At 70.9% G+C, this 23,915-nt stretch carries 20 protein-coding genes; 14 read left to right on the top strand and 6 right to left on the bottom strand.

All coding sequences use genetic code 11. The annotated features are described in order from the left end of the window. Nucleotides 1–62 precede the first annotated feature (62 nt). Nucleotides 63–938, bottom strand: a complete 876-nt coding sequence (locus Amac_RS42620; RefSeq protein ID WP_155360135.1) for a hypothetical protein — start codon at nt 936–938, stop codon at nt 63–65. 152 nt (nt 939–1,090) lie between these two features. Beyond that, nucleotides 1,091–2,023 (bottom strand): aldo/keto reductase, encoded by a 933-nt coding sequence (locus Amac_RS42615; RefSeq protein ID WP_155360134.1) that lies wholly within the window; start codon nt 2,021–2,023, stop codon nt 1,091–1,093. A 43-nt stretch (nt 2,024–2,066) separates the two neighbouring features. On the opposite strand from Amac_RS42615, the gene Amac_RS42610 reads away from it, so the two are divergent. The 6 genes from Amac_RS42610 to mshC all read left to right on the top strand — a co-directional run bounded on the left by Amac_RS42610 (nt 2,067) and on the right by mshC (nt 6,931). After that, a complete protein-coding gene (locus Amac_RS42610; protein ID WP_218041629.1) occupies nt 2,067–2,885 on the top strand; it encodes an undecaprenyl-diphosphate phosphatase in 819 nt (272 codons plus the stop codon). Continuing rightward, nucleotides 2,882–3,571: a histidine phosphatase family protein gene (locus Amac_RS42605; protein ID WP_155360133.1), complete on the top strand. Its 690-nt coding sequence runs from the start codon at nt 2,882–2,884 to the stop codon at nt 3,569–3,571. Before Amac_RS42610 ends, Amac_RS42605 begins: the two co-directional genes overlap by 4 nt. A 9-nt stretch (nt 3,572–3,580) precedes the next feature. Then, nucleotides 3,581–4,156 carry a DUF3090 domain-containing protein gene (locus tag Amac_RS42600; RefSeq protein WP_155360132.1) on the top strand — a complete coding sequence of 192 codons (576 nt, stop codon included), beginning with the start codon at nt 3,581–3,583 and terminating at the stop codon, nt 4,154–4,156. Further along, a complete protein-coding gene (locus Amac_RS42595; protein ID WP_155360131.1) occupies nt 4,153–4,899 on the top strand; it encodes an SCO1664 family protein in 747 nt (248 codons plus the stop codon). The genes Amac_RS42600 and Amac_RS42595 overlap by 4 nt, the downstream gene beginning before the upstream one ends. A gap of 76 nt (nt 4,900–4,975) precedes the next feature. Next, nucleotides 4,976–5,716, top strand: coding sequence for an NRDE family protein (locus Amac_RS42590; RefSeq protein WP_246269059.1), 741 nt, complete (start codon nt 4,976–4,978; stop codon nt 5,714–5,716). A 9-nt stretch (nt 5,717–5,725) separates the two neighbouring features. Then, nucleotides 5,726–6,931, top strand: coding sequence for a cysteine--1-D-myo-inosityl 2-amino-2-deoxy-alpha-D-glucopyranoside ligase (gene mshC, locus Amac_RS42585; protein ID WP_155360129.1), 1,206 nt, complete (start codon nt 5,726–5,728; stop codon nt 6,929–6,931). Between the two features lie 294 nt (nt 6,932–7,225). Here mshC and Amac_RS57565 read toward each other — a convergent pair whose 3' ends face one another. Together Amac_RS57565 and Amac_RS42575 are read right to left on the bottom strand one after the other, a co-directional pair. Beyond that, nucleotides 7,226–8,185: a peptidoglycan recognition protein family protein gene (locus tag Amac_RS57565; protein ID WP_155360128.1), complete on the bottom strand. Its 960-nt coding sequence runs from the start codon at nt 8,183–8,185 to the stop codon at nt 7,226–7,228. A 141-nt stretch (nt 8,186–8,326) separates the two neighbouring features. Next, complete coding sequence (locus Amac_RS42575; RefSeq protein ID WP_155360127.1) at nt 8,327–8,800, bottom strand: peptide deformylase; 474 nt, start codon at nt 8,798–8,800, stop codon at nt 8,327–8,329. Nucleotides 8,801–9,013: 213 nt separating this feature from the next. On the opposite strand from Amac_RS42575, the gene Amac_RS42570 reads away from it, so the two are divergent. The 7 genes from Amac_RS42570 (at nt 9,014) to Amac_RS42540 (ending at nt 18,616) form a co-directional block, all read left to right on the top strand. Continuing rightward, entirely contained in the window at nt 9,014–10,336 is a 1,323-nt protein-coding gene (locus Amac_RS42570; protein WP_155360126.1) for an MFS transporter, read from the top strand. Nucleotides 10,337–10,446: 110 nt separating this feature from the next. Further along, complete coding sequence (locus tag Amac_RS42565; RefSeq protein WP_155360125.1) at nt 10,447–12,510, top strand: molybdopterin oxidoreductase family protein; 2,064 nt, start codon at nt 10,447–10,449, stop codon at nt 12,508–12,510. Then, nucleotides 12,507–13,919: an FAD-dependent oxidoreductase gene (locus Amac_RS42560; RefSeq protein ID WP_155360124.1), complete on the top strand. Its 1,413-nt coding sequence runs from the start codon at nt 12,507–12,509 to the stop codon at nt 13,917–13,919. The genes Amac_RS42565 and Amac_RS42560 overlap by 4 nt, the downstream gene beginning before the upstream one ends. Further along, complete coding sequence (gene nirB, locus Amac_RS42555; RefSeq protein WP_155360123.1) at nt 13,916–16,339, top strand: nitrite reductase large subunit NirB; 2,424 nt, start codon at nt 13,916–13,918, stop codon at nt 16,337–16,339. The genes Amac_RS42560 and nirB overlap by 4 nt, the downstream gene beginning before the upstream one ends. Continuing rightward, nucleotides 16,336–16,662 carry a nitrite reductase small subunit NirD gene (nirD, locus tag Amac_RS42550; protein WP_155360122.1) on the top strand — a complete coding sequence of 109 codons (327 nt, stop codon included), beginning with the start codon at nt 16,336–16,338 and terminating at the stop codon, nt 16,660–16,662. The genes nirB and nirD overlap by 4 nt, the downstream gene beginning before the upstream one ends. 35 nt (nt 16,663–16,697) lie before the next feature. Then, nucleotides 16,698–17,867: a uroporphyrinogen-III synthase gene (locus Amac_RS42545; protein WP_246269061.1), complete on the top strand. Its 1,170-nt coding sequence runs from the start codon at nt 16,698–16,700 to the stop codon at nt 17,865–17,867. Next, a complete protein-coding gene (locus Amac_RS42540; RefSeq protein ID WP_155360121.1) occupies nt 17,864–18,616 on the top strand; it encodes a sirohydrochlorin chelatase in 753 nt (250 codons plus the stop codon). Before Amac_RS42545 ends, Amac_RS42540 begins: the two co-directional genes overlap by 4 nt. Here the strand turns inward: Amac_RS42540 and Amac_RS42535 are convergent. Continuing rightward, nucleotides 18,529–19,044 (bottom strand): TetR/AcrR family transcriptional regulator, encoded by a 516-nt coding sequence (locus Amac_RS42535; protein ID WP_155360120.1) that lies wholly within the window; start codon nt 19,042–19,044, stop codon nt 18,529–18,531. The two genes, Amac_RS42540 and Amac_RS42535, sit on opposite strands and share 88 nt — an antisense overlap. Before the next feature lie 322 nt (nt 19,045–19,366). Next, complete coding sequence (locus tag Amac_RS42530; RefSeq protein ID WP_155350706.1) at nt 19,367–20,221, bottom strand: PAC2 family protein; 855 nt, start codon at nt 20,219–20,221, stop codon at nt 19,367–19,369. Between the two features lie 224 nt (nt 20,222–20,445). Between Amac_RS42530 and metH the strand changes: the two genes are divergently transcribed. Beyond that, a complete protein-coding gene (gene metH, locus Amac_RS42525) occupies nt 20,446–23,910 on the top strand; it encodes a methionine synthase (RefSeq protein ID WP_155360119.1) in 3,465 nt (1,154 codons plus the stop codon). Nucleotides 23,911–23,915 lie beyond the last annotated feature (5 nt).

The raw sequence follows: 23,915 nt of genomic DNA, 5'->3' as shown, positions 1-23,915 counted from the left end.
ACGGCCATGCGTCAAGCCAGGCGGTGCCTCAAGCCAGACCATGCTGCGGGTCAGGTGGAGCCTCAGGCCAGGCGGTGATGGCGGCCGGTGGTCATGGGTAGGCCGGACAGTGGCAGGCCGTCCGGTTCGTCCTTCTCCTCGCGGGCGCGCCGGGAGGCGACCACGCGCGTGGCCAGCACCGCCGACAGCAGCAGCACCGCCGTCAGCGCGGTGCCCACCGGGTCGTACGGCTGGCGCGGCCGGGCGGCAGCCCCCCGCGTCTCGCCGGTCAGCGCCGGAACGAGCTGCCCGGGCCACAGCAGCGGCACCTCGGCGTCCTCGATCCTGATGACCATCCCGTCGCCGTCGGGCTCGCCAGACGGGACGGGATCGCCGTCGCCGTCCTCGAGGAACTGCGGGCGGTTCTCCGGCGGCTTGGGAGGGTTGGTCGGAAGCGTTCCGCCCCCGGAGTCGGATGACGCGGTGGGCCGCGGCCGGGGCGACTTGCTGGCCCGGGGCCGGGGCTGCGTCGACGGTTTCTCGTCGCACTCGGGACCGGCCAGCAACGGCAGGCAGGTGGCGCGCACGGTCTCGCCGAGGCCGCCGCTATGGCTTGGCGGAGTGGAGGGGGACGAGCTCTCCGGCGAGCCGCCGCTCGGCGTGGCGGCGGGGCTGGCACTGGCCGAGCGGCCCGCGTTGCCCGCGGTGTTGGTCACCCCGCTCACGGTGCTGTCCAGCGTGTCGGTGACCGTGGACAGCGTGCCGCCGGTCACCCCGTCCACCACGTCGGTGACCCCGTCCACCACCTGACACAGGCTGTTGGCGACCCCCGAGAGCAGCCCCTGGGAGTTGCAGTCGGCCGCCCGCGCGGACCCCGCGGCCAGCAGAGGTATTCCCCCGCCGAGCGCGAGCGCCAGCGCACCGGCGGAGATGGCGGACGCGCGACGTCCCATCCCCATAGAAAGTCCCTCCCCACCCCAATAAGCGCAACGCTTACTTGGTTCTCTCAAGTTTTTCCGGCGCGCCAGCGAATTCCGCAGAAAGTTGCGATTCGGTATCGATGCGTAATACGCGAGGCCCCCTCTCGTTTTCCCCGGAGGCCGGGCGGGACTCAGGACGACACGTCGTCCAGGGCTTCCCTGATCTCCCACGGAAGGGTGAGCTTCTCGGACTGGAGCACGCCGAGCAGCTGGGCGTGGGTGCGCGCGCCGACGATGGCGGCCGACACGCCCGGGCGGTCCCGGATCCAGGAAAGGGCGACGGCGAGCGGGGAGACGCCCAGGCCCTCGGCGGCGGTGGTCACCGATTCGACGATGCGGCGGGAACGTTCGTCCAGATACGGCTGGACGAAGTCGGCGAAATGCGGGGTGGCGGCCCGGGAGTCGGCGGGGATGCCGGTGCGGTACTTGCCGGTGAGCACGCCCCGGCCCAGCGGGGACCAGGCCAGGACCCCCGCGCCCACGTGGGCGGCGGCGGGGAGCAGTTCGTCCTCGGCCTCGCGGGCGACCAGGGAGTATTCGACCTGTGCGGAGACCAGGGGGGCCCGGCCCGGGACGCCGCGCTGCCAGGTCCCGGCCGCGGCCAGCTGCCAGCCGGTGTAGTTGCAGACGCCGGCGTAGGCCGTACGGCCGGAGGAGACCGCCGTGTCGACGGCGGCGAGTGTCTCGTCCAGGGGGACGTCGGGGTCGAAGGCGTGTAACTGCCACAGGTCGATCTCGTCCAGGCCGAGCCGGTCGAGGGAGGCGTCCAGGGCGCGGATGAGGTGGCGGCGGGAGCCGTCTTTGCCGCCGGGGGTGAGCACCGCCTTGGTGGCGACGATCAGGTCGGCGCGCGGGACCACCTCGGCTAACAGGCGGCCGATCAGGCGTTCCGCGTCACCGCCGGCATACACGTCGGCGGTGTCGATCAGCGTGCCGCCCGCGTCGGCGAACGCGGTGAGCTGAGCCGTCGCCTCCTCGGCGCCGGTGTCGCGAGCCCAGGTCATCGTGCCCAGACCGATCCGGGACACAGAGAGCCCGCTGCGCCCGACAAATCGCTGATCCATTGTGAGCCAGAGTATCGCGTCGAAGGCTCTAAGCTGGCCGATCGTGGACGTTCTCCAGGCCATCGTGCTGGGCATCGTGCAAGGACTCACCGAGTTTCTGCCGATCTCCAGCTCCGCGCATCTGCTCATCGTGCCCAAGCTGCTGAACTGGCCCGACCCGGGGGCCGCCTTCACCGCGGTGATCCAGCTCGGCACCATGCTGGCGGTGCTGCTGTTCTTCTGGCGCGACATCGTGCGGATCAGCTGGGCCTGGCTGCGCAGCCTGCGGGACAAGGAGCTGCGCGACAGCCTGGACGCCCGGATGGGGTGGTACATCATCCTGGGCACGATCCCGATCTCGGTGGCCGGGCTGCTGTTCGCCGACCTGATCGAGGGCCCGGCCCGCAACCTGTGGCTGAACGCGAGCATGCTGATCGTGTTCGGCCTGATCCTGCTGGTGGCCGAGCAGTGGGGGTCCAAGCGCAAACAGATCGAGGACCTGACGCTGAAGGACGGCCTGATCATCGGCGCCTGGCAGATGCTGCCGCTGATCCCCGGCGCGTCCCGCTCGGGGTCCACGCTGACCGGCGCGATGTTCCTCGGCTACACCCGCGAGGCGGCCGCCCGCTACTCCTTCCTGCTGTCCATCCCGGCGGTGGTGCTGTCCGGCATCTTCGAGATGCGCCACGTCGGCGACGGCGGCGGCCCGCCGCTGGTGCCGACGATCATCTGCACCGTCGTCTCCTTCATCGTGGGGTACGCCTCGATCGCCTGGCTGCTCAAATGGGTGGCCAAGCACTCCACCAACATCTTCGTCGTCTACCGCGTGTTCGCCGGGTCGCTGCTGCTGACGCTGCTGTCGCTCGGCGTGATCACCGCATGAGCACGCTCCTGCTGCTGCGGCACGGGCTGACCGAACTCACCGGCCCGGTCCTGGCCGGGCGCACCCCGGGCGTGCACCTGGACGAGCGCGGCCGGGAGCAGGCGGACCGGGTCGCGGAGCGGCTGGCCGGGATAGCGCTCGACGCGATCGTCTCCAGCCCGCTGGAGCGCTGCCAGGAGACCGCCGAGGCGGTCGCCGCCGGGCGGGGGCTGGAGATCCACAGCGATGAGCGGTTCATCGAGTGCGGCTACGGTGAGTGGACCGGGCGGAAGCTCGCCGAACTGGCCAAGGAACCCCTCTGGCAGGTCGTGCAGGCGCATCCGAGCGCGGTCGTCTTCCCCGGCGGGGAGGCGCTGGCGACCGTGCAGCACCGCGCGGTGCGGGCCGTACGCGACTGGAACGAGCGGCTGGGGGAGAAGGCGACCTATCTGGTCTGCAGCCACGGCGATGTGATCAAGGCGATCGTGGCGGACGCGATGGGCATCCATCTGGACCAGTTCCAGCGCGTCACAGCGGACCCGGCTTCGGTCACAATCATCCGATACACCCCCATACGCCCCTTCCTGCTCAAACTTAACGAGACCGGAAATATCGCTCTGCCTGAACAGGGTTCGGCGGACAAAGATGGGGGAGAAAACATCACCGGGAGCGATGCCGCCGTCGGCGGCGGAGCTGGGACCACGTAGGGTCTGCTTATGCCGGTCTTCGACTACGATCCGCCAGACAGGTTCGTGGCCGGTGCCGTGGGGCAACCGGGCGCGCGAACCTTCTTTCTGCAGGCCCGGGGGCAGGGCAGGGTCACGACGGTCTCGCTGGAGAAGTTTCAGGTGGCGGTGCTGGCCGATCGTCTGGACGAGCTGCTCGACGAGGTGCTGCGCCGCAGCGGCGGGCGGGCCCCCGTCCCGGCCGCGGCCTCCGCCGAGCTCGCCGACATGGGACCGCTGGAGATGCCGATCGACGAGGAGTTCCGGGTGGGCACGATGGCCCTGGCCTGGGACCCGGAGACCGCCCAGGTGATCATCGAGGCGCAGGAGGCGACCGCTGAGGACGATGAGGAGGAGGATCCGCTCTTCGCCGACCCGGATCGTCCCGCGCCGGCCGTGCTCCGGGTCCGGATCAGCCCCGCCCTCGCCCGCGCGTTCAGCCGCCGGGCCCTCGACGTGGTGGCGGCGGGCCGCCCGCCCTGCCCGCTCTGCGCCCAGCCGCTGGACGCGGAGGGCCACATCTGTGTTCGTCTCAACGGTCACCACCCCGGGGGTTTGACTGCATGACAGCGGAGAGCGCCGAGGAAGGCCCGGGTCTCGACGACGCCGCGGCCATGCGCCTGCTGCGCGAAGGCAGGCTGGAGGTGGCCGGCCGGCTGGTCGAGGCCACCAACATGACGCTCTACTGCACGATCAGCCAGGGCGAGCAACTCGCCGCGTGCGTCTACAAACCGGTCCGCGGGGAGCGGCCGTTGTGGGATTTTCCGGACGGCACGCTGGCCGCCCGCGAGGTGGCCGCCTACGAGGTGGCCGCGGCCACGGGCTGGCGCCTGGTGCCGCCCACCGTGTACCGGGACGGGCCGTTCGGGCCCGGCATGGTGCAGCTGTGGATCGACGCCGACCCGGAGGCCGACCTGATGGCGCTGGTGCGCAGCCGCCAGCCCGCGCTGCGCCGGATGGCGGTGTACGACGCGGTCGTCAACAACGCCGACCGCAAGGCGGGCCACCTGCTGCCGCTGACGGACGGGCACATCTACGGCGTGGATCACGGGGTCTGCTTCTCGGAGGAGGGCAAGCTGCGGACCGTGCTGTGGCAGTGGCGGGGCAAGCCGCTGCCGCGCGAGGCGGTGAGCGTGCTGGTGACGCTGGAGCGGGAGATAGAAAGGGGACGCCTGGGGCGCAGGTTGCGTGAACTGCTCACGGTCGCCGAGGTCGAGGCGACCTGGAACCGGGTAAGGAAACTCCTGGACACCGGCGTTCACCCTTACCCCTCGGAGGACTGGCCGGCCATCCCCTGGCCGCCGATCTAGACGGGCCGCACTATTTCGGGCACTCTGCATGAGTCTCTACCGATAATGGAGGGAACGGGCATTGTGTACGGTGATCGTGAGTGTCGAACCCGACGCGGAGGTGCCGGTCCTGCTGGCCGGGGTTCGTGACGAGTTCGTGGCCCGGCCGTGGATGTCGCCGGGGGCGTACTGGCCGGAGCATCCGGGGCTGATCGGTGGCAGGGATCTGCTGGCGGGTGGCACGTGGCTGGCGGTGAATCCGGCGGCGCGGCGGGTGGCGGCGCTGCTCAACGGCCAGGGTCGTCCCGCGGGCCTGGATGTCCGGTTGACGAGAGGTGATCTGCCGTTGCTGGCGGCGGACGCGGGCGAGATGCCGCACGTGGATTTGTCGAGGTATGACCCTTTCTATCTGGTCGTTGCCGGGTTGGATGGTGTGCGGTTGTGGACCTGGAACGGGGAGCGGATCGCTGAGGAGAAGCTGCCGCGCGGGCTGCATGTGATCGTCAACGCCGGTATGCCGGGGGAGGATGAGAACGCGCGGGTCGGATATTTCCGGCCGAGGTTCGCGCGGGCGGCGCGGCCGGAGCGGGTGACCGGGGGAGCGCCGGACCGGTTCTGGGGCGACTGGCTGGAGCTGGCCAGTGGCGACGGCGTGCCCGCCGATGATCCGCGCGCCCTGCTGGTGCGCCACGAGGTCGGGGAGCGGCGCGTCTACGCGAGCCTGTCGGTCACGCTGGTGGCGCTCGCCGAGAACGGCGTGCGTTACGACTTCCTGCCGTTTCCCGAGGATCCGCGGACCTGGCACACCGTGGAGATCCCGGCTGAGGGGCGCGGATAGGCTCGGGTCATGCGATCGTGGCCTGCACCGAACATCCCGCGGCTACCCGGTTCCGGGCGCCCCCTGCACCTGTACGACACCGCCGCGCGACAGGTCTCAGCGACAACTCCCGACGGCGAAGCCCGGATGTATGTCTGCGGCATCACCCCCTACGACGCCACCCATCTCGGCCACGCCACCACCTATCTCGCGTTCGACCTGGTCAACCGGGTCTGGCGGGACGCGGGCCACGAGGTGCACTACACCCAGAACACCACGGACGTGGACGACCCGCTGCTCGAACGCGCCGAGCAGACCGGGGTGGACTGGCGGGAGCTCGCGGCGGACCAGATCGAGCTCTACCGCTCCGACATGGCGGCGCTGCGGATCATCCCGCCGCGCGAGTACGTCGGGGTGACCGAGGTGGTCGGCCAGGTCGCCCAGCTGATCGAGCGGCTCGGGGACGCCGTCTACCGGGTGGACGGCGACGTCTACTTCGCCCGCTCGGCCGCGCCCAAGTTCGGGGCCGTGTCCGGTTACAGCGAGGAGCGGATGCTGGAGTTGTTCGCCGAGCGCGGCGGCGACCCCGGCCGGCCGGGCAAACGTGATCCGCTGGACTGGCTGCTGTGGCGGGCCGAACGTCCGGGAGAGCCGTCCTGGCCGTCCCCTTTCGGTCCAGGGCGGCCGGGGTGGCACATCGAGTGCACCGCGATCGCGCTGAACAATCTGGGCAGCGGCTTCGATGTGGCGGGCGGGGGATCCGATCTGGTGTTCCCGCATCATGAGATGGGCGCGAGTGAAGGGCATGTGGCGACCGGCGAGTGGCCGTTCGCGCGGGCGTACGTGCACGCGGGCATGGTCGGCCTGGACGGCGAGAAGATGTCCAAGTCCCGGGGCAACCTCGTCTTCGTCTCCAAGCTCCGGCAGAGCCACGACCCCATGGCGGTACGGCTCGCGCTCCTCGCCCACCACTACCGCGCCGACTGGGAATGGACCCCCGCCGACCTCACCCGCGCCGAGGCCCGCCTGTCCCGCTGGCGCACCGCCGTCGCCCGCCCGTCGGGCCCTGACGGACTCACCCTTCTCGACCGGGTACGGGAACGTATGGCCGACGATCTGGACGCCCCAGGCGCGCTGGCGGCCATCGACGAATGGGCGTCGAACGAGGGCACCGACCCCGACGCCCCCAACCTCGTCCGCGACACCGCCGACGCCCTCCTCGGCATCGCTTTGTAGGGTTGCTCGCCGTTATCCGGCGCCGTTCACCACCGCGTCACTTCTCGCCGCACCGGCGCCAAAAGCGCCTGCGGCCGGTGGGCGAGCTTCACCGGAGTAAAGAGCGATACGTCCTAGTTCCGTGCCCTCCAGTCCGTCGATGAGCTCCGCTAGCGTCAAGCGGGCCTGCGCCTGATGAGTGGGCTTGGGCGGTCGGCAGTCCGTGGGTGAGCTTCGCGGGCGGCGGCCTGCGGTTGGTGAGTGGGTTTGGGTGGTGTCCAGGGCGGCGGAGTCCGAGGGTGAGTTTCGCTGGCGTCAGATGGGCCCTGCGGCCGGTGGTTGGGCTTCTCCGGCGCTAGGAGCATCCGTTGTCGGGGGCGGGCTGGCGGCTGGTGGCTGAGGTCCATCGGCGTCAAGGGAATCCGCGGTCGGTGAGTGGGCTTCGGTGGCGTCAGGCGGGTCTGCCGCCGGTGGGTGGGTTTGGGTGGTGTCTGGGGTTGGTTGGTGGGGGTCGGGGATGTGGTCGTTGGGGCCGACTGTGGGGCCGTGGTCGAAGTAATGGGCGGGGGCGGGGAGGGGGCCCCAGTCGGTGAGGCGGTACCTGTAGTAGGACTGGTAGCCGCGGTCGAGGCGTTGGGTGACTTTTTCGCGGATTTCGGGGAGGAGTTCGTAGAGTTTGTCGCCGGGGCAGGAGGTGGCGTTGACGTCGCGGTGGCCGATGATGGCGGTGTCGGGTTCCAGTTCGTAGTGCCAGCAGAGCCAGGTGAGCAGGCGGAGCAGGGCGTCCACGGCGCGCTGGGGCGGCAGTTCGTCCATGTAGGTGCCCTCGGTCTCGATGCCGAGCGTGTGGCGGTTGTGGTCGGCGGCCTGGGCGCCGACCACGTGCCGCCAGCGGCGGACGGCGCGCATCGTGCGGTTGCGGCCCTCCATGACGTGGCCGCCGCGGCTGATGGTGAACTGCTCGCCGATGTCGTCCCAGCCGTTGTGGCGCATGTGGTAGCGCTGGATGGCGCGCGACAGCCCGAAGGCCGCCTTCAGGCTGGTCTCATCGTGGTTCAGCGTGGCCGTGTGGTGCACGATCAGCTTGTCGGGGACGCGGTTGAGCACCACGGCCTTGGATTTCGGCGGTCGGGCCTCCCATTCCTCACGGAGATATATTCGCGGCGGCCTCGGTATGGCCGCCGGTGCGGCCGAGGCCTCGGCGGGAGCGGTGAGGAGCACCGCTCCGGCCAGCCCTCCGCCGATCGTCAGGAACGATCTGCGTCCCACGGACATGGTGGCGACCTCCCGAGTGATGTGGAACCTCGGGGACCCCACACGTCACGGGAGGCCGTCCACCAGTGTCTATCCCCAGCCCGGAGATCGGTTACCCTCCGTAACCGATACACGTCGTATTTCCGTAATCTCCCGGTGCGGTCAGACGCGGGCCAGGAAACGTTCGCGTTCCTCCGGGGCCAGGTGGTCGCTGAAGAGCACGCCGTCGAGGTGGTCCACCTCGTGCTGGAGCACCCGCGCGAGCATGCCGATGGCGCGGACCGTGACCGGCTTGCCGTACATGTCGCGGCCGCGCGCGACGACGGAGAAGGAGCGCTCCAACGGCCACCACACGCCGGGGGCCGACAGGCAGGCCTCGTCGGCGACGATGCGGCGCTCGGACAGCTCCAAGCGGGGGTTGACCACGTGGCCCGCCTTGCCGTCGTAGTCGAAGGCCACCACCCGCAGCGGCAGGCCCAGCTGCGGCGCGGCCAGCCCGGCCCGGCCCGCGCCCGCCCGCATGGTGAGGGTCAGCGCCTTCACCACATCGCGCAGCGCGCGGTCGAAGACGGTGACCGGTTCGGCCACTCCGCGCAGCACCGGATCGGTGAAAGGACGAATCTGTCGGGCAGTCATGCACGCTCCCCGCGGCGACGGCGACACCGGTTCTGGAATTCCCCGCCGCGGACTTCGCCAACCCTGGTTAATTCCATGTTGCCGCTGTGCGTCGTATGAGTTGCGTGTTTCCTCGGTGCGTCACACGTAACGGGCGCACCGTTACTAATCGTCAAAGTGCGTAACGGCCGCCGCTTACTTTTCTCGGGACATCCCCCAAGGAAAGGACACGCGATGGCCTGGATCCGTGACTGGCGTCCGGACGACCCCGCGTTCTGGGCGGCGTCCGGCCGCAAGGTCGCCCGCCGCAATCTGATCTTCTCGATCTTCGCCGAGCATCTGGGTTTCACGCTGTGGACGGTGTGGAGCATCGTCGCGGTCAAGCTGGGGGCCTACAAGTTCTCCACCGACCAGCTGTTCTGGATCGTGGCGCTGCCCAACCTGGTCGGCTCCGCGCTGCGCATCCCGTACACCTTCGGCCCGGCCCGGTACGGCGGGCGCAACTTCACCGTGGCCAGCGCCCTGCTGCTGCTGATCCCGGCGGTGCTGCTGGCGGTGGCGGTGAACGATCCGGCGACGCCGTACTGGATGTTCCTGGTGATCGCGGCGACGGCGGGGCTCGGCGGCGGGAACTTCGCCTCCAGCATGGCGAACATCACCTACTTCTACCCCCAGGCCAAGCAGGGGTCCGCGCTCGGGCTGAACGCGGCCGGGGGCAACATCGGGGTGTCGTCGGTGCAGCTGGTGATGCCGCTGGTGATCGGCGGGTTCGGGCTGGCCGCCGCGGGCCTGTTCTGGGTGCCGTTCATCGTGGCGGCGGCAGTCGGGGCGTACTTCTTCATGGACAACCTGAGTTCGGCCAAGGCCGAGCCGAGGGAGATGGCGCGGGCGGCGGGAGATCCGCAGACCTGGGTGATGTCGGTGCTCTACATCGGGACGTTCGGGTCGTTCATCGGGTATTCGACCGCGTTCCCGCTGCTGATCAAGTCGCAGTTCGCGGAGCGCGCGGATCTGATCACGCTGGCCTTCCTGGGGCCGCTGGTCGGCTCGCTCATCCGGCCGCTGGGCGGGTGGCTGTCGGACCGGCTCGGCGGGGCGACGGTGACGCTGTGGAACTTCGTCGCCATGGCGGGCGCGGTGCTGCTGGTCTACGCCGGGCTGGCGCAGCACAACTTCGTGCTGTTCTTCGCGGCCTACATGCTGCTGATCGGCACGGCGGGCGTGGGCAACGGCTCCACCTACCGGATGATCCCGGCGATCTTCCGGGCCAAGGCGGTGGCGGGGCTCGAGCCGGGCACGGATGAGTACGAGGAGGCCGTCCGCGTCGGCAAGCGGGACGCGTCCGCCGCGATCGGGTTCATCTCCGCCATCGGCGCCTTCGGTGGATTTTTCATCAATCGCGGCTTCGGCACCTCGATCGCGTCGACCGGGGGAGCGGGCGCGGCGATCACGGCTTTCGCTGTCTTCTACGCGATCTGCTGCGCGCTGACCTGGTTCTGCTACCTGCGCACGGTCGGCGTCCGCCTGGCGCCGAGCCTCGCCGCCGCCCGGGTGTGAGGGTCCTCACCGGTGGCCGGAGGCGATCGTGAGCGGCGGTTAGTGCCTTGTAGCACAGCGGTAACAGAAGGGACCCAGCCGTGAAACGGCCTGAAAGCACCATCGGACCCATGCCCGTCTCACTTCCCGCCGCGCCGCCTGTGATGTCGCGGCTGCCGGTGGGAACGGCCACACACTGCCCGTACTGCGCGTTGCAGTGCGGCATGCACGTGCGGCCGGACGGGATCACCCCACGCGACGACATCCCGGCCAACGCGGGCGGCCTCTGCCAGAAGGGCTGGACGGCGGGCGATCTGCTCACCTCCCCGCACCGGCTGACCACCCCCCTCTTGTACGGCAATCCGGTCGGCTGGGACGAAGCCCTCGATTTCATTACCGACCGGCTTAAGAGCATCCAAGCCGAACACGGCCCCGACGGGGTGGCCGTGTTCGGCGGCGGCGGGCTCACCAACGAGAAGGCCTACCAGCTGGGCAAGTTCGCCCGGGTGGCGCTGCGGACCAGCCAGATCGACTACAACGGCCGGTTCTGCATGGCGTCGGCCGCGGCGGCCGGCAACCGGGCGTTCGGCATGGACCGCGGCCTGCCCTTCCCCATCACCGATCTCGCCCAGGCGGACGTGGTGCTGCTGGCGGGCGGCAACGTGGCCGAGACCATGCCGCCGTTCGTCCGGCACTTCAACCGGGCGGGGCAGCTGATCGTCGCCGATCCCCGGGTCACCCCGACCGCCAAGCTCGCGACCCTGCACCTGCAGCTCACGCCGGGCACCGACCTGGCGCTCGCGCTGGGGCTGCTGCACCTCGCGATCGCCGAGGGATACGCGGACAAGGCGTATCTGGCCGAGCGGGTGAACGGCTTCGAGGCCGTCCAGGACAGCGTCGCCGCCTGGTGGCCGGAGCGGGTGGAGCGCATCACCGGCGTGCCGGTGGCGCGGATGCGCGACACCGTCCGGGCTCTCGGGACCGCCCGCAGGGCCGTGATCCTGACCGCGCGGGGCGCCGAACAGCACGCCAAGGGCACCGACACGGTCACCGCGTTCATCAACTTGGCCCTCACCCTCGGCCTGCCCGGGCGCGAGGGCTCCGGCTACGGCTGCGTGACCGGGCAGGGCAACGGCCAGGGCGGCAGGGAGCACGGCCAGAAGGCCGACCAGCTGCCCGGCTACCGGCGCATCGACGACCCGGCCGCCCGCGCGCACGTCGCGGGCGTCTGGGGGATCGATCCCGCCGATCTGCCCGGACCCGGGCGTTCCGCCTACGAACTGCTCGACGCGCTCGGCACCCCCGCCGGGCCGAAGGCCCTGCTGCTGTTCGGCTCCAACCCGGTCGTCTCCGCACCGCGCTCCGGCCACATCACCGCCCGGCTGGCCGCGCTCGACCTGCTCGTGGTGTCGGATCTGGTCAGGTCGGAGACCGCCGAACTGGCCACCGTCGTTCTCCCCACCACCCAGTGGGCCGAGGAGGCAGGCACATTAACTAACCTGGAGGGGCGCGTGCTGCTGCGCCGCCAAGCCGTCGCTCCGCCCTCGGGGGTGCGGAGCGACCTGTCGATCCTCGCCGCCCTCGCCAGCCGCCTCGGGTACGAGTTCCCCGACGATCCCCGTACGGTCTTCGACGAGCTCAGGCGTGCCACGGCGGGCGGCGTCGCCGACTACGCGGGCATCACCTACGAGCGGATCGCGGCCGAGACCGGCGTCTTCTGGCCCTGCCCCGCCGAGGACCACCCGGGCACGCCCCGGCCCTTCCTGGACCGCTTCGCCACCCCCGACGGCCGGGCCAGGATGGTCCCCGTCGAGCACCGGCCCCCCGTCGAGGACATCGACGATGACTACCCCCTCTACCTGACCACCGGGCGGGTGCTCGCGCACTACCAGAGCGGCGCGCAGACCCGCCGGATCCCCGCCCTCACCAAAGCCGCGCCCGAGGTGTTCGTGGAGATGCATCCCGAACTCGCCGAGCGCATCGGCGTGGCGGCCGGCGACCGGGTCAGGGTCGCCAGCCGCCGCGGCTCCACCGAGGCCCCCGCCCGGCTGAGCCAGGACATCCGCCCCGACACCGTGTTCATGCCGTTCCACTGGGAGGGCGTCAACCGGCTCACCAACCCGGCACTGGACCCGATCTCGAAGATGCCGGAGTTCAAGGTCTGCGCCGTACGGGTCGAAGGGGGCGCGTCATGAGGCTGGTCGTCGTCGGCACCGGCATGGCCGGGTCCCGCGTGGTCAGCGACGTGCGGGCCCGGGACAAGCGCATCCGGGTGACCGTGTTCGGGGCCGAGACCTGGCAGCCGTACAACCGGGTGCTGCTGTCCAACGTGCTCGCGGGCACGGCCACGCCGGAGATCGTCCGGCTGCACGACAAGGCCTGGTACGCCGAGCACGGGGTCACCGCCGCGCTCGGCACCGAGGTCACCGCCATCGACCGGGACTGCCGCACGGTCATCACGGCCGACGGGCGGCGGGAGCCGTACGACGTGCTGGTGCTGGCCACCGGCAGCCGGCCGTTCGTGCCGCCGATCCCCGGCGTGGAGCGGGCCATCCCGTTCCGGACCCTGGACGACTGCGAGAAGATCGTCGAAGCCGCCGGGCGGGCCCGGCGGGCGGTCGTGGTCGGCGGCGGGCTGCTCGGCATCGAGGCCGCGCGCGGCCTGGCCGGGCGCGGCCTGCCGGTGACGCTGCTGCACGTGGCCGGGCACCTGATGGAACGCCAGCTGGACGCCGAAGCCGGTCTGGTGCTCGGCGAGACGCTGACCGCGCTCGGCGTGGAGATCAGGACCGGCGCCGAGGTCACCGCCATCACCGAGGCCGGGGTCGAGGTCACCGGCGGCAGTGTCGAAGGTGGCTTGGTCGAGGGCGACCTGGTCGTCCTGGCCTGCGGCGTGCGGCCGGTCGTGGGCCTGGCCAGGGACGCCGGGCTGCACGTGGAACGCGGGATCGTGGTCGACGACGAGATGCGCACCGACGACCCGTCGATCTTCGCGGTCGGCGAGTGCGCCCAGCACGACGGCCAGGTGTACGGGCTGGTCGCGCCCTGCTGGGAGCAGGCCGCCATCGTGGCCGACCTGATCACCGGCGCCGACACGGCCGCGCGCTACCGGGGATCCCGGCTGGTCACCCGGCTCAAGGCCAGGAGCGTCGAACTCGCCGCGATGGGCGAGACCCACCTGACCGAGGCCGACGCCGAGATCGTCAGCTTCAGTCACCGCCGGACCGGGATCTACCGCAAGCTCGTGATCAGGAACGACCGGCTGGTCGGCGCGATCCTGGTCGGGGAGAGCGCCGCCGTCGGCACGCTCACCCAGCTCTACGACCGGGGCGGGCCGCTGCCCGGAGACCGGGCCAGCCTGCTCTTCCCCGGCCTGTCGGCCGCGCCGGTGGCCGACAGCCCGGTGCGCATGCCCGACTCGGCCAAGGTGTGCCGCTGCAACAACGTGACGAAGGGCCAGATCAGGGCCTGCTGGGAGGAGGGAGCCCGGGATCTGGCGGCGGTGGCCGCGGCGACCCGGGCGACGACCGGGTGCGGCGGCTGCGCCGACGCCGTCGAGGGAATCGTGAGCTGGCTGTGCGAGCAGGAAGGGGTAAGCGCATGACGCGGGTCGTGGTAGTGGGTCACGGGCCTTCGGCCCACCGGCTGGTGGAGTCGCTGCGGGGGTTCGCCGGGTCGATCACGATCGTCGGGGAGGAGCCGCGACCGGCGTACGACCGGGTGGCGCTGACCTCGTATCTGGCGGGCAAGACCGCCGAGGATCTGACTTATCCGGTTCCGGAGGGGGTCACGCTGCGGCTCGGCTCCCGGGTGACGGGCATCGACCGCGCCGCCCGTACGGTCATCACCGCCGATGGCGAAATTTCGGAATATGACGTGCTGGTGCTGGCCACCGGGTCGGCGCCCTTCGTGCCGCCCGTGCCCGGCAAGGACCTGGCCGGGTGTTTCGTCTACCGGACGATCGAGGACCTGGACGCGATCAGGGCCGCCGCCGCGACCGCCACGGCCGGGATCGTGGTCGGCGGCGGGCTGCTCGGCCTGGAGGCCGCCGACGCGCTGCGCGGGCTCGGCCTGGAGACCCACGTGGTCGAGATGAGCCCCTGGCTGATGCCCCGCCAGGTCGACGAGGGCGGCGGCGCGGTCCTGCGCGACCACGTGGAACGCCTCGGCCTGACCGTGCACGCCGGAGCGGGGGTCAAGGAGATCGCGGGACCGGACCGGGTGACCGGGCTGGTGAAACCCGACGGCGAGGTCATTCCCGCTCAGATCGTGGTCTTCTCCGCCGGGATCCGGCCTCGCGACGAGCTGGCCCGCGCGTCCGGCCTCGCGGTGGGCGAGCGTGGCGGCATCGTGGTGGACGAGGGCATGCGCACCTCCGATCCGTCGATCTACGCGATCGGCGAGTGCGCGCTGGTGGGCGGCCAGATCTACGGCCTGGTCGGACCCTGTTTCACCATGGCCGAGGTGGCCGCCGACCGGATCATGGGCGGCACGTCGGGCTTCTCCGGCGCGGATCTGTCCACCAAGCTCAAGCTGCTCGGCGTGGCCGTCGCCCAGTTCGGCCAGATGTCGGGGGCGCTGGACGTCACGTACATGGACCCGGTCGGCGGCGTCTACAAGAAGCTGTTCGTGAGCGACGACGCGAGAACCCTCCTGGGCGGTATCTGCGTCGGCGACGCGGGTCCGTACGACACCTTGCGCCCCTACGTCGGCAAACCCCTGCCCGGCCTCCCGAGCGACCTGCTGTTCACCGGCGGCGTCACCCTGGACCTTCCCGACGACGCCCAGGTCTGCTCCTGCAACAACGTCACCGCGGGCACGGTCCGCGGAGCCGTACTCGACAAGGCCCTCACCGACGTCCCCGGCATCAAGGCCTGCACCCGGGCGGGATCCACCTGCGGCAGCTGCGTCCCGCTGCTCAAGCAGATCCTCGTCAAATCCGGCGTGCCGGTCAGCAAGGCGCTGTGCGAGCACTTCACGCAGAGCCGCGCCGAGCTCTTCGAGATCGTCCAGGTCCGCGCCATCACCACCTTCACTCAGCTGATCGAGGAGCACGGCTCCGGCCGCGGCTGCGACATCTGCAAGCCGGCCGTCGCGTCCATCCTCGCCTCCCTGCACAACACGCACGTCCTGGACGGCGAGCAGGCCGCCCTCCAGGACACCAACGACCACTTCCTCGCCAACATCCAGAAGAACGGCACCTACTCGGTCGTCCCGCGCATCCCCGGCGGCGAGATCACCCCGGACAAGCTCATCGTGATCGGCGAGGTGGCCCGCGACTTCGGCCTCTACACCAAGATCACCGGCGGGCAGCGGATCGACCTGTTCGGCGCCCGCGTCGAGCAGCTCCCGCAGATCTGGCGCCGCCTGGTCGACGCGGGCTTCGAGTCGGGCCACGCCTACGGCAAGGCCCTGCGCACCGTGAAATCCTGCGTCGGCTCCACCTGGTGCCGCTACGGCGTGCAGGACTCGGCCGCCCTCGCGATCATGCTGGAGACCCGCTACCGGGGCCTGCGCTCCCCGCACAAGCTCAAATCCGCCGTCTCCGGCTGCGCCCGCGAATGCGCGGAAGCCCGCTCCAAGGACTTCGGCGTCATCGCCACCGAGAACGGCTGGAACCTCTACGTCTGCGGCAACGGCGGCTTCAAACCCCGCCACGCCGACCTGCTGGTCTCCGACGTCGACACCGACACGCTGATCCGCACCATCGACCGGTTCCTGATGTTCTACATCCGCACCGCCGACCGCCTCCAGCGCACGTCCGCCTGGCTGGAGGCCATGGACGGCGGCCTGGACCATCTGCGCGACGTGATCGTGCACGACTCGCTCGGGCTGTGCGCCGACCTGGACGCCCAGATCGAACGGCACGTCGCCGGATATTTCGACGAATGGAGGGCCACTCTCGACGACCCCGACAAACTCCGGCGTTTCACCAGCTTCGTCAACGCGCCCGGAGTGCCCGACCCGTCGATCTCCTTCGTCACCGAACGCGACCAGATCAGACCCGTGGGGGTGAGCTCATGAGCGAATGGACGTCCGTCTGCGGCTACGCCGACCTGCTCCCGGAGCGGGGCGCCTGCGCCCTGCTGGGATCCGAGCAGGTCGCGCTCTTCCGGACCTTCGACGGCCGCCTGTACGCCACCGGCAACCGGGACCCGTACAGCGGGGCGTACGTGCTGTCCCGGGGCATCGTCGGCACCAGGAACGGGGAGCCCACCGTGGCCTCCCCGATGCACAAGCAAGTGTTCTCCCTGGTCACCGGAGCCTGCCTGGACGACCCGGCGACCTTTATCCCGATATTTCCGATTCGTGTCTCCAGTGGGATGGTAGAGGTGAGCGTTCTGTGACCGCGCTACTCGAAGAAGCTCCGGCGGAAGCCCCGATTGAGGCCCCGCCGGGGTCTCCGGTCGAGCTCGGATCCCCCGAGACCGCGCCCGACGCGCTGGCCGGTTTCACCATCGGGGTGACCGCCACCCGTCGCCGCGAGGAGTTCGCCGCCCTGCTGGAACGGCGCGGCGCCCGCGTGGTCCGGGCCCCCGCGATCCGGCTGGTGCCGCTGGCCGAGGACGCCGACCTGCTCGCCTCCACCCGGGAGTGCCTGGCCGCCCCCGTCGACGACGTGGTGGTCACCACCGGGGTCGGCTTCCGCGGCTGGATGGCCGCCGCCGAGGGCTGGGGCCTGTCCGCCGACCTGGCCGGGCACCTGAACGGAGCCCGCCTGCTCACCCGGGGCCCGAAGGCGCGCGGCGCGGTCCGCGCGGCCGGTCTGACCGACTACTGGACCCCGGCCACCGAGTCCTGCGAGGAGGTCAAGCAGTACCTGCTCGCCCAGGACCTGCGCGGCCGCAGGATCGCCGTCCAGCTGCACGGCGAACCGCTCACCGGCTTCATCGCCGAGCTGCGGGCGGCCGGGGCGCACGTGACCGAGGTGCCCGTCTACCGCTGGCTGCCCTACCGGGACACCTCGCCGCTGCGCCGCCTGGTCAGCCAGGCCGTCTCCGGCTCGGTGGACGCGGTGGCCTTCACCAGCGCCCCCGCCGTGCTGGCCATGCTGAACGCGGCCCGCGCCGACGGCCTGGAGGACGCCCTCATCGCCGCCTTCTCCGGCCCGGTCGTGGCCGCCTGCGTCGGCCCGGTCACCGCGCAGCCGCTGGTGAGCCGGGGCGTACCCGCGATCCAGCCGGAACGGGCCAGGCTCGGCTCGCTGGCCCGCACGCTCGCCCGGCACCTGCCCGAGCACAGCGTCACCCGCCTGATCGCCGGCAGCCACCGGCTGGAGATCCGCGGCCACGCGGTGGCCGTGGACGGCGAGCTCAAGCCGCTGCCGCCCGCGCCGATGGCCGTGCTCAAGCGCCTCGCCGACCGGCCGGGACACGTGGTGGCCCGCTCCGACCTGCGCCTGGTGCTGCCCGGCGGGCCGTCCAGGGACTCGGCCGAGCACGCGGTGGAGATGGCGATCACCCGGCTCCGCCGCGCCCTCGGCCCGAGCGGCATCGTGGAGACCGTGGTCAAACGCGGCTACCGGCTGGCCTGCGAGCGGGACGACGCATGACCACCCTGGTGATGGCGGGACACGGCGCCCGCGACGAGCGGTGGTCGGCGGTGCTGGCGGACCTGGCCGGCCGGGTCCGCAGGCTCCGCCCCGGGCATCGCGTCCGGCTGGCCTTCCTGGAGCTGAGCACCCCGCCGCTGGCCGACGTGCTGGCCGCCAGCGTGGGCCCGGTGGTGGTCGTGCCGCTGCTGCTCGCGGGCGGCTACCACGCCCACGTCGACCTGCCCGCGATCATCGCCGGGGTGCGCCCCGACGCCCGGGTGGCCGGGCCGCTCGGCCCGCACCCGCTGCTCACCTCGGTCCTGGCCCGGCGGCTCGACGCCGCCGGGCTGCGGCCCGGCGACGCGGTCGTGCTCGGCGCCGCGGGCTCGGCCGACCCCTCGGCCCTGGACGACGTCCGCGCGGCCGCCCGCCTGCTGTCGGTACGGCTCTCGCGCCCCGTCACCGCCGCCTTCGCGGCCGGCGGCACGCCCACCCTGGCCGACGCCCTCACCAGGGCGCGCACGACGCGCACGGCCCCCCGGGTGGCCGTGGCCTCCTACCTGCTGGCCCCGGGGCACTTCCACGGCCGGCTGGCCGACAGCAGCGCCGACCTGGTGTCCGCTCCGCTCGGCGCCGACGACGACCTGGCCGCCCTCGTATGGACCAGGTTCGACGAGGCTCAGGCTTCCAGCCGGAGTTCCCTGACGATGTCCCCCGCGCTCTCGTCCCGGGAGGGCTCGGAGTCCGCGCCGGTGAACGTCTCGTAGTAGGCGTGCCGGAAGCAGCCCGCCAGCAGCAGCCGGGCGGTGGCCTCCGGGTTCACCCCGGGGCCGATCCGGCCGAGACCCTGCTCGGCCGCCAGGTAGGCGGCCAGCGGCTCGATCTCCGCCTGCGGGCCGAGCTCGCTGTCCCGCATGGCCTGCCGGAACCGCACGGTCAGCGACGGCGACACGAACGCGGGCATGGCCGCGGCCTGCACCTCGGCGTAGTACTCGATGCCCGCCTTGGCGACCGGCAGCAGGTTGTCGCCCACCCGGCCCCGGCCCGCGTGGTGCATCAGATCGTGCAGGGTCCGCAGCCAGCCGGGCAGCCGGTCCTGGAGCAGGGCGAGAAAGGTGTCCACCGCCTGCTGCGGCGTGGTTCCCCGCAGGTGCGGATACGCGGCGCCCCCGTCGGCGGCGGTGCTCGATTTCATCAATACGGCCATCTTCAGAACGCGCTGGCGCGTCTCCTGTGCTCTCTCGTGTGGATCGGGTTGGGCAGTCGCCATGGTCGCCCTACGGTGCCTAAGGTGTGGAGGTAAGAGCAGTCACAATGGTCAGGTTCAACGCGGCGAGAACTCCGGTCATGCGTGTTACAGACTCGTGTTTCTCCTGGTGACCGAACCGTTGCCGAACAGCGGGCCCGGACATGCATAGACCGGTTGTAGCCGCCAATTATTACCGCAAATCCCGATGCAATACGAGAAACACCGGCAATTAGGTTTGAATGGGGGTTTTCCGAGTCATGCTCGGGATTTACCCGTCGGTGCCCCGGTCGCGGCGGCGCAGGTAACGCTCGAACTCGGCCGCGATCGCGTCGCCGCTGGCCTCCGGGAGCTCGGCCGCGTCCTTGCGCTCCTCCAGCTCCCGCACATACTCGGCCACCTCGGAATCCTGCGAGGCCAGCTCGTCCACCCCGGTCTCCCAGGCCCGCGCCTCCTCGGTGAGATCCCCGTACGGCATGGGAATGTCCAGCATGTCCTCCACCCTGCGGAGCAGCGCCAGGGTGGCCTTCGGGTTGGGCGGCTGGGCCACGTAGTGCGGGATGGACGCCCACAGCGAGACCGCCTGCAGCCCGGCGCTGCCGAGCGAGTGCTGCAGCACGCCGACGATGCCGGTCGGGCCCTCGTATTTGGTCAGGTCCAGGTTGAGCACCCGGGCCAGGCCCGGGTCGCTGACCGAGCCGACGATCGGCACCGGGCGGGTGTGCGGGGAGTCGTTCAGCAGCGCCCCCAGCAGCAGCGCCAGCTCCACGCCCAGGTCGTGGCAGAGCCCGACGATCTCGGCGCAGAAGCTGCGCCAGCGCATGTTCGGCTCGATGCCGCGCAGCAGCACGACGTCCCGCTTGGCCCCGGGCGGGCGGGCCACCAGCAGCCGGGTGGTCGGCCAGGTGATGGACCTGGTCATGCCCTCGCCCAGCTCCACGATGGGGCGGGTGACCTGGAAGTCGTAGTAGTCCTCCGGGTCCAGTTCGACCAGCGGGGTGGCCTTCCACTCCGTCTCGAGGTGGGCGAGCACGCCGCTGGACGCCTCGCCCGCGTCGTTCCACCCTTCGAACGCGGCGATGAGCACCGGATCGACGAGCTCAGGGAGCCCTTCGAGCTCGATCAAGCCGCCTCCTCACGTAGTCGTGAGGCTAAGACTATTCGGAGTGACGGCCAAAGCGTTATCTTCGCGCGGGAAGGACCGCACATCCCGGTGTCCACCGGGTTTGCGGGAGCCGTGCCGGGACCGCAGGAATGCTTGACCTGGTCCATCTGTTCACACAGGAATCAGGAGATACATCCCAGCAATTGGACAGGGTGTCCAATTCGCGTCTCGATAGGCTTTGGCGCATGACCAGCAGACCGTCCTTCCGTGTGGCCCTGTCCGAGCGAGTCCTCGTCGCCGACGGAGCCATGGGAACGATGCTGCAGGCCCAGGACCCGACCATGGACGACTTCGAGGGGCACGAGGGCTGCAACGAGGTTCTCAACGTCAGCCGCCCCGACATCGTCCAGGCGGTGCATGACGCCTATTTCGAGGCGGGCGTGGATTGCGTCGAGACCAACACGTTCGGCGCCAACCTGGCCGCCCTCGGGGAGTACGGGATCGGCGACCGGATCGCCGAGTACTCCGAGGCCGGGGCCAGGATCGCGCGCGAGCGGGCCGACCACTGGTCCACGCCGGGCAAACCCCGGTTCGTGCTGGGGTCCATGGGGCCAGGGACGAAACTGCCCACACTCGGGCATCTGCCGTACGCGACGCTCAGGGACGCCTACCGGGACAACGCGGCCGGGCTCATCGCGGGCGGCGCGGACGCGTTGATCATCGAGACCTGCCAGGACCTGCTCCAGGTGAAGGCGGCCGTGATCGGCGCCAAGCGGGCGGTGGCCGCGGCCGGTCTTGACATCCCGATCATCGCCCAGGTCACCATCGAGACCAACGGCGCGATGCTGCTCGGCTCCGAGATCGGGGCCGCGCTCACCGTGATCGAGCCGCTCGGCGTCGACCTGATCGGCCTCAACTGCGCCACCGGGCCCGCCGAGATGAGCGAGCACCTGCGCTACCTGGCCAAGCACTCCCGGCTGCCGCTGTCCTGCATGCCCAACGCCGGGCTGCCCCAGCTCACCTCCGACGGCGCCTACTACCCGCTCGGCCCGTCCGAACTGGCCGACGCGCACGAGACCTTCGCCAGGGACTACGGGCTGGCGTTGGTCGGCGGCTGCTGCGGCACCACCCCCGAGCACCTGCGCCAGGTGGTCGAGCGGGTGGGCGGGCGGCCGCGGGCCGAGCGCCGCCCGCGCCCCGAGGCCGGGGCCGCCTCGCTCTACCAGCACGTCCCGTTCCGGCAGGACACCTCCTACCTGGCCATCGGCGAGCGCACCAACGCCAACGGCTCCAAGGCGTTCCGGGAGGCCATGCTGGCCCAGAACTGGGAGGAGTGCGTGGAGATCGCCCGGGCCCAGGCCAGGGACGGCGCGCACCTGCTGGACCTCTGCGTGGACTACGTGGGCCGGGACGGCGTGCGGGACATGAAGGAGCTGGCGTTCCGGTTCGCCACCGCCTCCACCCTGCCGATCATGATCGACTCCACCGAGCCGGCCGTGCTGGAGGCGGGCCTGGAGATGCTGGGCGGCCGGGCGGTGGTCAACTCGGTCAACTACGAGGACGGCCGGGGCCCGGGGTCCCGGTTCCACAAGATCATGACGGCGGTCCGGGAACACGGGGCCGCCGTGGTCGTGATGTGCATCGAGGAGGCCGGGCAGGCCCGTACCAAGGCCGACAAGGTGCGGATCGCCGGCGAGACCATCGAGGATCTGACCGCCAACTGGGGCATGCGGGTCGAGGACATCGTGGTCGACTGCCTCACCTTCCCGATCGCCACCGGCCAGGAGGAGACCCGCAGGGACGGCGTGGAGACCATCGAGGCCATCCGCGAGCTCAAGCGGCGCTACCCGGCCGTACAGACCACGCTGGGGCTGTCCAACATCTCCTTCGGCCTCAATCCGGCGGCCAGGATCGTGCTCAACTCGGTCTTCCTCAACGAGTGCGTCAACGCCGGGCTCGACTCGGCCATCGCACACGCGTCCAAGATCCTGCCGATGGCCCGCATCCCCGACGAGCAGCGCCAGGTCGCGCTGGACCTGGTCTACGACCGCCGCCGCGAGGGCTACGACCCGCTGCAGCGGTTCATGGACCTGTTCGAGGGCGTGGACGCCGCCTCGATGCGGGAGGGCAAGGCCGCCGAGCTGCTCGGCCTGCCGCTGTGGGAACGGCTCAAGCGGCGGATCGTGGACGGCGAGAAGAAAGGCCTGGAAGCCGACCTGGACCTGGCGCTCCAGCAGCGCCCGGCTCTGGAGATCATCAACGACGTGCTGCTGGAGGGCATGAAGACGGTCGGCGAGCTGTTCGGCTCCGGCCAGATGCAGCTGCCGTTCGTGCTCCAGTCGGCCGAGGTGATGAAGACCGCCGTGGCCTACCTGGAACCCCACATGGACAAGGTCGAGGGCGCGGGCAAGGGCCGGATCGTGCTGGCCACGGTCAAGGGCGACGTGCACGACATCGGCAAGAACCTGGTCGACATCATCCTGTCCAACAACGGCTACGAGGTGATCAACCTCGGCATCAAGCAGCCGGTGTCGGCCATCCTGGAGGCCGCCGACGACGAGCGCGCCGACGTGATCGGCATGTCCGGGCTGCTGGTCAAGTCCACGGTGGTCATGAAGGAGAACCTGGAGGAGATGAACTCCAGGAAGATCGCCGGCAGGTATCCGGTGCTGCTCGGCGGGGCCGCCCTCACCCGGGCGTACGTGGAGCAGGATCTGGCCGAGCTGTTCGACGGCGAGGTGCGCTACGCCCGCGACGCGTTCGAGGGCCTGCGGCTGATGGACGCCTTCATGAAGGTCAAGCGCGGCGAGACCGGGGCCGAGCTCCCCCCGCTGCGGGAGCGCCGGATCAGGACCGGCGCGGTGCTGGAGCGCACCCCGGTCGAGCGGCTGCCCGCCCGATCGGACGTGGCCGCCGACAATCCGGTGCCGGTCGCGCCGTTCCTCGGCGATCGCGTCGTCAAGGGCATCGCCCTGCACGAGTACGCCGCGTTCCTGGACGAGCGCGCCACCTTCATGGGCCAGTGGGGTCTGAAGTCCGCCCGCGGCGGCGCGGGACCCTCCTACGAGGAACTGCTTGAGACCGAGGGCCGCCCCCGGCTGCGCATGTGGCTGGAGCGGCTGCAGACCGAGGGCCTGCTGGAGGCCGCCGTCGTGTACGGCTACTTCTCCTGCGTGGCGGACGGCGACTCGCTGATCATCCTCGACGAGGCGGGCGGCGAGCGGACCCGGTTCACCTTCCCGCGCCAGCGCCGCGACCGCCACCTGTGCCTGTCGGACTTCTTCAAGTCCAGGGACTCCGGCGAGGTGGACGTGGTGGCCCTCCAGGTCGCCACCATGGGCCGCCGGATCAGCGAGGCCACCGCCGAGCTGTTCGCCAAAAACGCCTACCGCGACTACCTGGAGCTGCACGGCCTGTCCGTCCAGCTCACCGAGGCACTCGCCGAATACTGGCACGCCCGGGTGCGATCCGAGCTGGGCATCGGCGGCGAGGAGTCGCTGCAGGACATGCTCAAGGTCAACATCACCGGCTGCCGGTACTCCTTCGGCTACCCGGCCTGCCCGAACCTGGAAGACCAGGTTCAGCTGTTCGAGCTGCTCGACCCCGGCCGGATCGGCGTCGAGCTGTCGGAGGAGTTCCAGCTCCACCCCGAACAGGCCACGTCCGCCCTGGTGGCTCACCACCCCGAGGCGAAATATTTCAACGTCTGAGCTAC

Source organism: Acrocarpospora macrocephala, from assembly GCF_009687865.1.
GTDB classification, from domain to species: domain Bacteria; phylum Actinomycetota; class Actinomycetes; order Streptosporangiales; family Streptosporangiaceae; genus Acrocarpospora; species Acrocarpospora macrocephala.
This window is presented reverse-complemented; position numbering and strand designations above follow the sequence as displayed.

Bases quoted from the DNA above. Each gene is read 5' to 3' on its own strand.
- Amac_RS42620 (WP_155360135.1), bottom strand. From the start codon at position 938: ATGGGGATGGGACGTCGCGCGTCCGCCATCTCCGCCGGTGCGCTGGCG.
- Amac_RS42570 (WP_155360126.1), top strand. From the start codon at position 9,014: ATGGCCTGGATCCGTGACTGGCGTCCGGACGACCCCGCGTTCTGGGCG.
- Amac_RS42540 (WP_155360121.1), top strand. From the start codon at position 17,864: ATGACCACCCTGGTGATGGCGGGACACGGCGCCCGCGACGAGCGGTGG.
- Amac_RS42565 (WP_155360125.1), top strand. From the start codon at position 10,447: ATGCCCGTCTCACTTCCCGCCGCGCCGCCTGTGATGTCGCGGCTGCCG.
- Amac_RS42615 (WP_155360134.1), bottom strand. From the start codon at position 2,023: ATGGATCAGCGATTTGTCGGGCGCAGCGGGCTCTCTGTGTCCCGGATC.
- Amac_RS42605 (WP_155360133.1), top strand. From the start codon at position 2,882: ATGAGCACGCTCCTGCTGCTGCGGCACGGGCTGACCGAACTCACCGGC.
- nirB (WP_155360123.1), top strand. From the start codon at position 13,916: ATGACGCGGGTCGTGGTAGTGGGTCACGGGCCTTCGGCCCACCGGCTG.
- Amac_RS57565 (WP_155360128.1), bottom strand. From the start codon at position 8,185: ATGTCCGTGGGACGCAGATCGTTCCTGACGATCGGCGGAGGGCTGGCC.
- Amac_RS42600 (WP_155360132.1), top strand. From the start codon at position 3,581: ATGCCGGTCTTCGACTACGATCCGCCAGACAGGTTCGTGGCCGGTGCC.
- Amac_RS42595 (WP_155360131.1), top strand. From the start codon at position 4,153: ATGACAGCGGAGAGCGCCGAGGAAGGCCCGGGTCTCGACGACGCCGCG.
- Amac_RS42535 (WP_155360120.1), bottom strand. From the start codon at position 19,044: ATGAAATCGAGCACCGCCGCCGACGGGGGCGCCGCGTATCCGCACCTG.
- Amac_RS42575 (WP_155360127.1), bottom strand. From the start codon at position 8,800: ATGACTGCCCGACAGATTCGTCCTTTCACCGATCCGGTGCTGCGCGGA.
- Amac_RS42560 (WP_155360124.1), top strand. From the start codon at position 12,507: ATGAGGCTGGTCGTCGTCGGCACCGGCATGGCCGGGTCCCGCGTGGTC.
- metH (WP_155360119.1), top strand. From the start codon at position 20,446: ATGACCAGCAGACCGTCCTTCCGTGTGGCCCTGTCCGAGCGAGTCCTC.
- mshC (WP_155360129.1), top strand. From the start codon at position 5,726: ATGCGATCGTGGCCTGCACCGAACATCCCGCGGCTACCCGGTTCCGGG.
- nirD (WP_155360122.1), top strand. From the start codon at position 16,336: ATGAGCGAATGGACGTCCGTCTGCGGCTACGCCGACCTGCTCCCGGAG.